The following is an 11,057-nucleotide window of genomic DNA, read 5'->3' as shown; positions in this document are numbered from 1 at the left end:
CTTACTCTCCTTGAAGTGTGGGTACGACCATCGGTGTGCCGGTGACGGGATCGGGGACGATGACACTCGGCAGGTCGAAGACGTCCTTCATGAGGGCGGCGTCGACGATGTCCCCGGGGACTCCCTCGGCGATCACGCCGCCGTCCCGCATGGCGACCAGGTGGTCGGCAAACCGGCAGGCCTGGTTGATGTCGTGCAGCACGGCGATCACCGTGCGGCCCTCGTCGCGCAGCCGGGCCAGCAGGCCGAGCAACTGGTACTGGTGGGTGATGTCCAGGAACGACGTCGGCTCGTCGAGCAGCAGGTAGGACGTGCGCTGGGCCAGGACCATCGCGATCCACACCCGCTGCCGCTGCCCGCCGGACAGTTCCTGCACCGGCCGGTCCGCCAGGTCCTCGACGCCGGCGGCGGCCATCGCCTCGGTGACGGCCTCCTCGTCGTCCGGCGACCAGAGGGCCAGCAGCGACTGGTGGGGGAACCGGCCCCGGCTCACGAGCTGCCGGACCTTGATGTCGTCGGGGGCGAGCGGATCCTGCGGCAGGAAGCCGAGCTGCCGGGCGAGCGCCTTGGGGGCGTACGCACCGACCTCACGGCCGTCGAGCTCCACGTGCCCGGCCTCCGGGCGCAGCAGCCGCACCAGCGCGCGCAGCAGGGTCGACTTGCCACAGGCGTTGGGTCCCACGACGGCGGTGAACGCGCCGTCGGGGACGTCGAGGTTCAGCCGTGTGGACACGACCCGGTCTCCGTAGCGCAGGGTGATGTCCCGCGCGGTCAGGCGTGCGGTCACGCGCGCCTCACCTCCTTGGTCAGCAGCCAGATCAGATAGCAGCCGCCGATCGCGGTGCTCACCACTCCTACGGGCAGCGCGACGGGCGCCAGCAGCATCTGGGCGAGCAGATCGGCGCCTTGGAGCAGAACCGCCCCGGTCAGCGCGGCCGGGAGCAGGGGTACGCCGGCCGCGCCGGCGAGCCTGCGGCCGATCTGCGGGGCCGCGAGGGCGATGAAGGCGATCGGTCCCGCCACCGCGGTCACCGTGGCCGTGCAGCCGACGCCGACCAGCACCATCAGCAGCCGCAGCCGGTTGAGTCCGACCCCGGTGGTGGCCGCGACGGCGTCGCCGAGCGAGGCCTGGTGCATGGCGTGCGCCCGTGTGGTCATGAGGACGAGCAGCACGGCGATCACCGTGAACGGGATCCCCACGTCGTCCCAGCCCACGCCGTTGAGCGATCCGGCGCTCCAGCCGACGGCGGCGATCGCCACCTCCAGCTCGGCGCGGAGCACGATCCACGAGTTGATCGCGGTCACCATCGCGTTGACCGCGATGCCGATGACCACCAACCGCAGTCCGGAGAAGCCCCGTTCGTACGCCAGCAGATAGATCGCGGCGGCGACGAGCAGTCCGCCGAGCACGGAGCCGACGGCCAGCTGCGCGGATGTGCCCGACAGCACGGTGATGGCGACCAGGGCGCCGGTGTAGGCGCCCGCGTCGAGGCCGATCACGTCCGGGCTGCCCATGGGGTTGCGGGTGAGGTTCTGGAAGAGCGCCCCCGCCACACCGAGCGCGGCGCCGAACACGAGCCCGGCCAGCACGCGCGGCAGCCGCCAGTCCGAGATCACCACGGAGCGTTCGGTGCCGGTCAGCACGGCGAACACCTTGCCCGGGGAGGCCCAGGAGGCTCCGTAACAGAGCCCGAGCAGTCCGAGGCCCAGCATCAGTGCGGTCATGACGACGACCAGCACGGTCGTACGACGTTCGACCCTCAGTCCGAGTGTCTTCACAGTGACCCCGCCCCGTAGCGGCGGACCGCCCAGATCAACATGGGTCCGCCGAGGAACGCGGTCACGATGCCCACCGGCACCTCGCCGGTCGGCAGCAGCACCCGGGAACCGATGTCGGCGATCAGCAGCAGGACCGGGCCCAGCACCATCGTGTAGACGATGAGCCAGGGCACCGAGCCCGCCGCCGGCTTGCGTACCAGGTGGGGCACGATCAGGCCGACGAACAGGATCGGCCCGGCCACCGCCGTCGCCGCCGCGCAGAGCACGGTGATCAGCACCAGCGTGGCCACCCGCACCCGGCCCACCCCCGCGCCGAGGGTGTGCGCCACGGTCTCGCCCAGCGCCAGGGCGTTGAGCGCCTTGCTCAGCAGCAGCGCTCCGATCAGGCAGACCACGATCGCGGCCAACGGCAGGGCCAGGGGCGCCTGTTCGCGGGCCGCCAGCGAGCCGACCGACCAGAAGCGGTACGTGTCGAAGACGTCCGGGAGCATCAGCCGCAGCCCCAGGGCGACGCCGCTGAGCACTGCGGTCAGGGCCACGCCGGTGAGGACGAGGCGCAGCGGCGAGCGCCGCCCGACCGCGGCCACCAGCAGCGCCGCCAGGACCGATCCGAGGACGGCGAAGCCGAGTTGGCCCGCCTGCCCGGCGGCCAGTCCGAGCGCCGAGCCGACGGTGATGGTGAACCCGGCACCCGCGGTGACCCCGAGGATGCCGGGCTCGGCCAGCGGGTTGCGGGCCAGCGTCTGGATGAGCGCGCCCGACACCGCGAGGGCGGCGCCCACCGCGATGGCGAGCAGCGAGCGGGGACCCCGGACGTCACGCACGATCACGTGGTCGTCGGTGCCCCGGTAGTCCAGCAACGCGCGCACGACCTCGCCCGGGGGGACCGGGTGGGCGCCGATGCCCATGCTGAGCACGGCCACCACCGCCAGCAGCACCAGTCCCCCGACGAGCAGGCCGATCTGCGGTACGGCGGCCCGCTTGCTCCCCGCCCGTCCCGACGCGCGACCCGCGACCGTCACGACTTCTGCAGCGGAGCGAGCGACGTGTCGATCGCGTCCAGGGTGTTCATGGCCTGCCCGTAGGTCGCGGCCTCGGTGTAGCGGAGCGGGAAGGTCTTGCCGGCCTTGACGGCGGGCAGGTTCTTCCACAGCTTGGAGTCGAGGACGTACTGGACCGCCTCGGAGACGCTGCCGTCGGCGTTGACCGAGTACGTGAGGACGTCGGCCTCACCGAAGGCGTCCGGGAGCTCCTCGATCGACGGGTACTCGCTGACCGCGCTCGAACCGGTGCCGGCCTTCTTGACCTTGCCGTAGTACTTGGCGCCCAGGTCCTCGGCGATGTTGGTGCCCCACGAACCGCCGAACTCGCGCTGGAAGGTGCCCTTGGCGACCTCGCCGTACGCGCCGACGTGCCCGAGCTTGAGCTGGGGCAGGACGTCCTTGTACTTCGTCGCCAGCTCGGCGGCCTTGGCCTCGTACGCCTTCTGTCCCTCGTCGAACTTCTCCAGGGCGCCCGCGGCGTCGGCCTGCTTGCGGGACAGGTCGCGCCAGGCGGACGGCAGGCTCGGGCCGATCGCCACGACGGGGGCGATGGACTCCAGCCGCTTGACGTCGATGTCGCCGAGCACGGGGGCGGGTACACCGATGACGATGAGGTCGGGCTCGGCCTCGGCGATGGCCTCGTAGTTGGTCTCGGCCGCCTGCTCACCGGCCACCTTGGTGAGCTTCTTGTACTCGGCGAGGTCCTCCTTGCTCATCATCGGCTCGCCGCGCTTCCACGACGAGATCCCGACCAGCGGCGCGTCGGCCTCGATCAGCGCGGGCACGGCGTAGCCGGTGGCCACCACGCGCTTCGGGTCGGCCGGGATGGTGATCTTGCCGTTGTCCGCGGCGAACACCCGGGTCTTGTCCTTCCCCGACGCGGCGTCCGACCCACCGTCCGACGAGGACCCGCATCCGGCCAGGATCAAAGCCAGCGACACGGCGCCGACGAGGCCGGAGGTTCTGCGTATGGACATCGATTGCTCCTCGAAATTTAGGTAAGGCTTACCTTAGTTCAAAAAATCTGATCAAGACACCCGGGAGGGGCGCCAAGTCCGCCGACGGGTCCGCCCGTCGGTCAGTGGTCGTCCTCGTCGAAGTCGGCGACGCCACGCTTCCAGTACCCGGTGATGTCGTGGTCGGCCTTCTCCAGGCCCAGCTCGTCGCGGACCCAGCGGCGCAGCGGCTTGATCTGACCCGCCTCGCCGGCGACCCACACGTAGAGCCGCTCGCCCTCGGGCACGGTCACCGCGGTCACCGCCCGCACCAGCGCGTCGTCGGCGTCGGCCGCACGGGCGTCACGGTGCAGCCAGTGCACCTCGACACCCTCCGGCGCGGAGAGTTCGATCTCCTGCGAGGCGTCGGGGACTTCGACGAACGCCCAGCCCTTGGCGGTCCTGGGCAGCTCCTCCAGCCAGCGCGCGACCGCCGGCAGCGCGGTGATGTCACCGGCGAGCAGATAGCGGTCGTACGAGTGCGGGACGATCAGCCCGCCGGGAGGCCCGGCGAGATGCATGACGGCGCCGGGCCGGGCCGTGGTCGCCCATTCCGACGCGAGGCCGCCCTCGTGCAGGGCCACATCGATGTCGATCTCGCCGGAGACCGGGTCGTAACGGCGCACCGTGTACTGCCGCGAGACGGGCGCCGGACGCGGCCAGCGCAGCATCGCCCCGTTGGGCTCCGGCAGCCGCAGCGAGCCGTCCGGGTCCGGGAAGAGCAGCTTCACGTGTTCGTCGGGCGAGTGCGCCTCGAACCCCTCGGTGCCCGGCCCGCCGAGCGTCACCCGCAGCAGTCCGGCCCCGACCATGGCGGTGCGTACGACCTCGGTCTCGCGGATGCCGATCGGATAGCCCACCTTCTCGGCGCGGCGCCCCGCCCGGACCTCCGCGATCCGGTCCAGGTGCCGGCTCCGGTGGTCGACCCGGCTCATGCGGCCCTGCCCGTCAGCAGCTCGGTCCAGTGGGCCAGTTCGGGCTGTTCCGCCAGGTCGGCGTACTCCAGCGAAGCGGCCCCCGCGGCGCGCCAGCGGTCGATGAGGACCATGGTCCTGACCGAGTCCAGACCGAGATCGGTCAGGTTCTCCTCGGGCTCGATCTCCGCGGGGTCGCAGCCGATCAGCTCCGCGACGTCGGCGCGGATCCGTTCGGCCGACAAGGTCTGGATCATGGGATGACTCCTGAGGGTAGGGAAACCGGCGGCGCGGTCGGCGCCGGTGAGGGCGGTCACGGCGCCGTACGGCACATACGGACGCCCGGCCCGGGTGGGCGCGGGCGAGGTACGGCGACGACGACGGCAGCACGCCACGACATGAACTCCCCCTCGCCCGCCGAAACCTAGGCAAGGCTAACCTAACCTCATACCCCTTGTGCAGGATACGCACTACGGATCGGTGTGACGCACCCGTCTCGCCGGCCATATCCAGCCCGTACATGACGATCCATCAGTAATGCCCGACCATATGGACATACGCGACCATACGGAACCGGGGATGCGAGCCGGTCCCTCATGGTTGGTAGCCTCCGAAAATGACTTTGATCTTCGACGAAGCCGTCCGCGCCCGACTGCAGGCCCCCCTCATCTGGTACGTGGGCACCGTGTTCCCCGACGGTGCGCCGCAGGTCAGCCCCATGTGGGTGGACCTGGAGGGAGACGGGGAGCTGACGTTCAACACCTCGGTGGGCCGGGTCAAGGAGGAGAACCTGCGCCACGACCCCCGCGTCTACCTCTCGCACGCGGACGCCGACAATCCCTTCGACCGCGTACAGATCAGCGGCGAGGTCGCCCGCTTCATCGAGGGGGAGGAAGCGCACGAACGGATGGACCGGCTGGCCCGGAAGTACCTGGGCAGCGAGCGGTTCGAGTGGCTCATGCCCGAGGAACAGCGGGTCGCGGTGGTCGTACGTCCGCTCAAGGTGCGGCACATCGTCGGCGTGGAACGCTTCCGTCCGGGCGGTCCCGTCCCCGCCCCGTGACCGCCCGGCCCCATCATGGACGTCTCCGAGCGAGAGGCGGCACCCACGATGACCGATCTGACCGGCGCACAGGAACCCGGGGACGCGCCCGCCGCGCCCGCGAGCGCGGTGTGGCTCAAGGGGCAGCTGCTGGAGATCGCTTCGGCGGTGCGCCCCGGCCGCCGGCCGGAGATGGCCCGCGAGTGGACCGACCCGGTGCGCTGGCGCGACCCCGCGCCGGTCGGCCACCGCTTCCTGTTCCTGCTCTGCGTCGGTACGGACGCCTGCCCCTCGCCTCCCGGTGACGATGACGATGGCGACAACGCCCTGAACGCCTTCGCCGCGGCCGGCTGGACCGTACGGAGACAGCGCTCGGGCCCCGACGGGGAGAGCTGGGCGACGGCCGAACGGGAGGACTTCGGCGTACGGATCTACACGGGCGCCGGCCGGGGCATCGTGACGCTCACCGGCTGGACCCCCGTCGTCTACGCCGAACGGCAGCTGGCCCAGCCGCCCTTCACCCGCAGCACGGCCGACGGGATCCTCTGCGACGACTGTCACGGCTGGGGGATCTGCCAGGAGTGCGGGGGCAGGGCCTACAGCGGTGGCAGCGGCGGCTACGGCCGATGCTGGTGCGTCGGGAACAACGCGGGACCCGGCCGATGCGTGGAGTGCGGCGGCTCGGGCCTCCTCACCGCGGAGCAGGTGGCGTGGCTACGGCGGCGGCACGGGGACGATCAAGCCTCCCGGCCGGCACCCCCCGAGGACGGACACGACTCCAACACCGGCGCGTTCCTCGCGGTCAGCCGGAGACCCTGCCGGTGCGGGGAGTTCCGCTGCTCCTGGCGCAACACCCTCACCCGGACCGACGGCCGCCGGCTCTCCCACTTCCACGGCACCTGCCAGACCTGCGCCGCCCCACGCACCCACACGTTCACCCTCCCCCGGGGCTGACCCGCCCGCTTTCCCGGGCGGCGGCATCCCCCTCCAACCCCGGATGCCTGATCGAACCGGTCGGTCTGACGTATGCGAACGCAGACGATCCGGGCGGTTGTCCTCGCATGGCATGTGCCACCTGCGGAGAAGGAAACGGGAAACAGCACCGATCGCCTTGTCCGTCCGGCAGGGATTCCCGCACTCTGTCGTGCGGGCCGTTCGCCTGGACGGATGGTTACGGAGGTTTCCCGTGCCCCAGCCGTCCACCACCGCGTTCGGTGAGGAACTGAGAAGGCGTCGCCTGGACGCCGGGCTCAGCCTCACAGCACTCTCCGCCGCCGTGCACTACAGCAAAGCCCAGTTGAGCAAGGTCGAACGAGGTCTCAAGGCGCCCAGCCGCGATCTCGTCCGGCTGTGTGACGCGGCCCTCCGGGCCGACGGAGCGCTCGTCGCTCTCGTCACCGCGGCCACCGTCGGCCTGCCGGCCGAACCGGTCCCGGGTGGGATCAACGAGGAGGAATGGACGATGCAACTGTCACCGGGCGGGGAGAGCTGGTTCCAGCCCATGGGAAGGCGGCAGGCTGTGAGCGCCGGTGCCGCCTCCCTGATGCGGTTACGGATGGGAGCCCACGGTCCGGTCACTCCCGCTACGGGAGCCGGCATGCTGGAAGCCTCCCGCTCCCTGTTCACGCACTACCGCCGGCTCGGCCAGAACGTCGAACCCGGGTTCCTGCTGCCCGGCCTGATCGCACAGACGCACACACTGAGGGAACTGTCCGCGCACGCCGACGCGAGCGCCCGTCAGGCGTTGCTGGGACTCGGATCCCGGTACGCGGAGTACGTCGGCTGGCTCGTTCAGGAGACGGGGGACGAGCAGGCGGCGCTCTGGTGGACCCAGCGCGCGGTAGACCTCGCGGCCGCGGGCGGTGACCGGGCTCTGGCCGGTTACGCATTGGTCCGCAGGGCTTTGATCACGCTGTACCAGGACGACGCCGAGCAGACGGTCGCCCTGGCCCGGCGAGCACAGAGCGACGGCCTTCCACCGCGTATCCGCGGGCTGGCGGCACAGCGTGAGGCGCAGGGGCACGCACTCGCGGGCGATCGCGACTCCTGCCTGCGCGCGCTGGACCGCGCCCGCGTGCTCCTCGCCCGTCAGGAAGGGAGCCCCGACGCACCGGTGATCGGGAGCATGCACCTGCCCGACTCGGTCGGCATGGTCACCGGATGGTGTCTGGTCGATCTGGGGCGGCCCCGGGACGCGGCGGACGAACTGGACCGACAGCTCTCCCTGGTTTCCCCCGAAGCACTGCGTACACAGGTGCGGTACGGCGTACGCCGAGCCCTCGCCTACGCCTCGGACGGGGAGATCGATCACGCCTGCGCACTGACCGCACCCCTCCTCGACGGGGTGGCGGCCGTCCGGTCGGCGACCGTCACCATCGATCTCCGCCGTCTCGCCCGCGTACTCGCACGCCATTCGGATTGCGCTCCGGTACGCCGGCTCACGCCACGACTCAGCGCGCTGTCGCGCCCCACCACCACCTGACGAGAGGAATTGCGATGACCGACGTATTCATCAACTACCGCACGGGGGACGGCGAGAAGACAGCCGCCCTGATCGACCAGGAACTCTCGCGACGTTTCGGCAGCGACCGGATCTTCCGGGCCTCGAAGTCGGTCGCTCCCGGGCAGGCATACCCCGCCGCCCTGCTCAACGGATTACGCCGCAGTGCCGTGCTCCTGGCGGTCATCGGCCCGGACTGGACGAACTTCCGTGAACGGCTGCGCGATCCGGAGGACTGGGTACGCAAGGAGATCCTGGAGGCATTCAGCTGTGAACTCCCTGTCGTGCCCGTGTTGGACGGCCGCAAGACGGACCGGCTGAACAAGGCAGATCTGCCGGACGAGCTGGCCCCACTGGCCGACCTCCAGTCCGTCCCGTTCGGCACACACGACACCGAGTCGGGCCTGAAACGTCTCGGCGACGTGGTGGCCGACCTGGTCCCGGGGCTGCGTGACCTGGACCGGGACGCCGCCGATCCACGTCTGCCGGACACGGTGGCCAACTCGGTCGGCGACGTGAGCGGAACGGCCGTACAGAGCCGCGACTTCACCGGGGACGTCGGTGGCACCGTCATCAAGGGCACCAACGGCGGCACCATCCACACGGGACCTGGTCACATCTACCAGAACTCCCGGCACGTGTCCGGTGACCGGCACTTCTCGGGCGACGGAATGACGTACTTCGAAGGTGACCACCGCGGCGACATCCGGCACCGGTTCGGTGGACCGGACCAGCAGGAGGACGACGGCAGGTGACCGAGCACAGCAGCACACGGGTCGAAGGGGCCCAGGGCCCCATGCACACCGGCAGCGGCAACATCTACGTCACCATGAGTGCTGCGGCGCAGGAACCGGACGGACGCTCCTTCCGGCGCATCGCGGACGACCAGCTCGCATGGCTGCGGCGCGTACTGGTCGCCCCGGAACACATGGGTGAGGCCCGGGCCAAGCTCGCCGACACCGGCACCGTGATCCTGGACGGCAAGCCCGGCACCGGTCGGACCTCGGCGGCCCGTGTGCTCCTGCGCGAATACGACCAGGACACAGGCGTCTTCCATGAACTCCTGCCCGAGGAGGAAGAGCATTCCCGTAAGGCTCAGGAACTCGTCGGATTCGGGGACCGGTTACTGCTGGATCTGTCCGCCGCCGACCCTGCTCGCTGGGCTGCGGCCCACGCGGGGCTGCCCGCCCTCCGCAAGGCGGTCCACGAACAGCACGCACATCTCGTCGTCGTCATGGTGAACGGCGGAGCTCTCGCCCCGGACCTCCAGCAGTACCGGGTGGTGATCGAAGGCCCGCCCTGCGACAGGGTGTTCCGGCGTCATCTCCGTACGCACGGCCTGCCGGCCGAGGAGTATCTCCGAGACGTTCCCGTGGTCGAAGGGTTCCTGAAGCAGAGGCCGATGCGGGAGATCGCGGACTTCGCCGACCTGGTACGGCGAGCCCGGGAGGCCGCCGGGCCGGACGACACGTTCGCGGAGTGGTGCGCGTCAGCCCTCGATGCCCGGGAGGATCGCCGGAAGGACGTCGCTGCGCTCGTCGCCCGCCTGCGTGACGGCCCTCAACGCGCCCTCCTGATCACCGTCGCCATGCTCCACGGTGCTCATGCCGACGTCATCCACGAGAGCTCCCAGCTTTTGCTTCGCACGGCCGGATCGCCGCCGGACGTGCTGCCGCTGCTCCAGCACAAGGACCTCGCCGAACGACTGGCGGAGATTTCCGCCGGCACCGGCCCGACCGGACATGTGCGGTTCGCAGACCTGGACTACGACACCGCGGTCCGTACCCATTTCTGGGACCACATGCCCGCGCTGAGGCCCCGTCTGGGCACGTGGATCATGAAGAGCGTAGGGCTGAGCGGACCGCATGTCTCCCGGAGCCTCCGCGACGGAGTGGTGGCGCAGCTGGCCGGGCAGTATCTGCGGACCGGCCACGGGGAGGGCCTGGCAACCCTCGCCGAGGAGTGGGCCTGCACGGACACGAGCCAGGTGCGGCGCGAAGCCGCCGTCCAGGCGCTGACCTGCGGCCTGGAGGATCCCGCACACGGAGGGTTCTTTCGCGGACGGATCTATCAGTGGTGCACCCAACGGCAGCTGAAGAGGGAGTTCGGCCTGGTCCTCGTCCAGGTCTGCGCGGATGTCATCGCGACAAGCCACCCCGACCAGGCCATGCTCCGGCTGTACTACCTGGCCTGCCAGGATGGCGATTTCGCTCCGCTCGCCCGCCAGTCGCTCCACGAACTGGTGGCAACGAGCCACCGGCTACGCCGGCGATTGTTCGCCCGACTCGCGCGGCACGGACTGTCGCTGCCTGAGCTCCACGTCTTCCTGCGGACCTGCGATCCGGAGCCACTGACCGACCCGTACGACGACACACACGCACTGGCCGAGGAGGGCGGCGTACAAGCGTCCTTGACGGTCTGCTGGCAGGCCGTACTGGAGGGGCTGCCGCGTACGGCTTGGCAGCCGCATGCCGAACGCTGGCTGCACGCGGCGACTGCCAGGGGCCGCCGCGGGGACGTTCTGCTCGAACTCCTCGTCCAAGCAGCCGACCGGTGCGACGGCCGACGAGGTGCGGCCTTCGCCGCACTGTATGCGAGCGCACGCGACGCGCAGCGTACGGACCCTCTCGGGACCGCACGCGCCGAGGTGACCACCGACCTGCTCCTTCGGAAGATCAGCACAGCACAGGGCCTCGGCCCGCCGACCACACCGCCGCATGCGGCATCAGCCAGGGGGACCGAACCGTGACGACCGGATGCAGGACGACCACTGTCTTTCTCACC

Annotated in this window: 11 protein-coding genes; 5 read left to right on the top strand and 6 right to left on the bottom strand. The window is 70.5% G+C overall.

Annotation, left to right across the window (positions count from 1 at the left end; translation table 11 throughout):
* Position 1: 1 nt before the first annotated feature.
* From ACZ607_RS11650 to ACZ607_RS11625, 6 genes are all read right to left on the bottom strand, one after another.
* Positions 2-787, bottom strand: coding sequence for an ABC transporter ATP-binding protein (locus tag ACZ607_RS11650; RefSeq protein ID WP_469734208.1), 786 nt, complete (start codon positions 785-787; stop codon positions 2-4).
* Positions 784-1,725: a FecCD family ABC transporter permease gene (locus tag ACZ607_RS11645; RefSeq protein WP_469734918.1), complete on the bottom strand. Its 942-nt coding sequence runs from the start codon at positions 1,723-1,725 to the stop codon at positions 784-786. The genes ACZ607_RS11650 and ACZ607_RS11645 overlap by 4 nt, the downstream gene beginning before the upstream one ends.
* 50 nt (positions 1,726-1,775) lie before the next feature.
* Positions 1,776-2,801, bottom strand: a complete 1,026-nt coding sequence (locus ACZ607_RS11640) for a FecCD family ABC transporter permease (RefSeq protein ID WP_469734206.1) — start codon at positions 2,799-2,801, stop codon at positions 1,776-1,778.
* A complete protein-coding gene (locus tag ACZ607_RS11635; RefSeq protein WP_469734204.1) occupies positions 2,798-3,799 on the bottom strand; it encodes an ABC transporter substrate-binding protein in 1,002 nt (333 codons plus the stop codon). The genes ACZ607_RS11640 and ACZ607_RS11635 overlap by 4 nt, the downstream gene beginning before the upstream one ends.
* A 101-nt stretch (positions 3,800-3,900) precedes the next feature.
* The gene (locus ACZ607_RS11630) at positions 3,901-4,752 is read right to left on the bottom strand and encodes a siderophore-interacting protein (RefSeq protein ID WP_469734202.1); all 852 of its coding nucleotides are present in this window, start codon (positions 4,750-4,752) and stop codon (positions 3,901-3,903) included.
* Positions 4,749-4,988, bottom strand: coding sequence for a phosphopantetheine-binding protein (locus ACZ607_RS11625; protein ID WP_469734200.1), 240 nt, complete (start codon positions 4,986-4,988; stop codon positions 4,749-4,751). The genes ACZ607_RS11630 and ACZ607_RS11625 overlap by 4 nt, the downstream gene beginning before the upstream one ends.
* Positions 4,989-5,347: 359 nt before the next feature.
* Between ACZ607_RS11625 and ACZ607_RS11620 the strand changes: the two genes are divergently transcribed.
* From ACZ607_RS11620 to ACZ607_RS11600, 5 genes are all read left to right on the top strand, one after another.
* On the top strand, positions 5,348-5,794 hold the full coding sequence (locus ACZ607_RS11620) for a TIGR03618 family F420-dependent PPOX class oxidoreductase (protein ID WP_469734198.1): 447 nt from the start codon (positions 5,348-5,350) through the stop codon (positions 5,792-5,794).
* A 48-nt stretch (positions 5,795-5,842) separates the two neighbouring features.
* On the top strand, positions 5,843-6,727 hold the full coding sequence (locus ACZ607_RS11615; RefSeq protein WP_469734196.1) for a hypothetical protein: 885 nt from the start codon (positions 5,843-5,845) through the stop codon (positions 6,725-6,727).
* 232 nt (positions 6,728-6,959) lie between these two features.
* A complete protein-coding gene (locus ACZ607_RS11610) occupies positions 6,960-8,255 on the top strand; it encodes a helix-turn-helix domain-containing protein (RefSeq protein ID WP_469734194.1) in 1,296 nt (431 codons plus the stop codon).
* 14 nt (positions 8,256-8,269) lie between these two features.
* Positions 8,270-9,028 (top strand): toll/interleukin-1 receptor domain-containing protein, encoded by a 759-nt coding sequence (locus tag ACZ607_RS11605; RefSeq protein WP_469734192.1) that lies wholly within the window; start codon positions 8,270-8,272, stop codon positions 9,026-9,028.
* Positions 9,025-11,022: a hypothetical protein gene (locus ACZ607_RS11600; RefSeq protein ID WP_469734190.1), complete on the top strand. Its 1,998-nt coding sequence runs from the start codon at positions 9,025-9,027 to the stop codon at positions 11,020-11,022. The genes ACZ607_RS11605 and ACZ607_RS11600 overlap by 4 nt, the downstream gene beginning before the upstream one ends.
* Positions 11,023-11,057: the final 35 nt, after the last annotated feature.

Source organism: Streptomyces sp. NPDC104381, assembly GCF_055583745.1.
Note: the sequence above shows the minus strand (reverse complement) of the source record. Positions and strands in the feature narration are given on the sequence as shown.

Coding starts and splice junctions, on each gene's coding strand:
- ACZ607_RS11645 (WP_469734918.1), bottom strand. CDS start 1,725: ATGACCGCACTGATGCTGGGCCTCGGACTGCTCGGGCTCTGTTACGGA.
- ACZ607_RS11635 (WP_469734204.1), bottom strand. CDS start 3,799: ATGTCCATACGCAGAACCTCCGGCCTCGTCGGCGCCGTGTCGCTGGCT.
- ACZ607_RS11630 (WP_469734202.1), bottom strand. CDS start 4,752: ATGAGCCGGGTCGACCACCGGAGCCGGCACCTGGACCGGATCGCGGAG.
- ACZ607_RS11625 (WP_469734200.1), bottom strand. CDS start 4,988: ATGATCCAGACCTTGTCGGCCGAACGGATCCGCGCCGACGTCGCGGAG.
- ACZ607_RS11620 (WP_469734198.1), top strand. CDS start 5,348: ATGACTTTGATCTTCGACGAAGCCGTCCGCGCCCGACTGCAGGCCCCC.
- ACZ607_RS11615 (WP_469734196.1), top strand. CDS start 5,843: ATGACCGATCTGACCGGCGCACAGGAACCCGGGGACGCGCCCGCCGCG.
- ACZ607_RS11605 (WP_469734192.1), top strand. CDS start 8,270: ATGACCGACGTATTCATCAACTACCGCACGGGGGACGGCGAGAAGACA.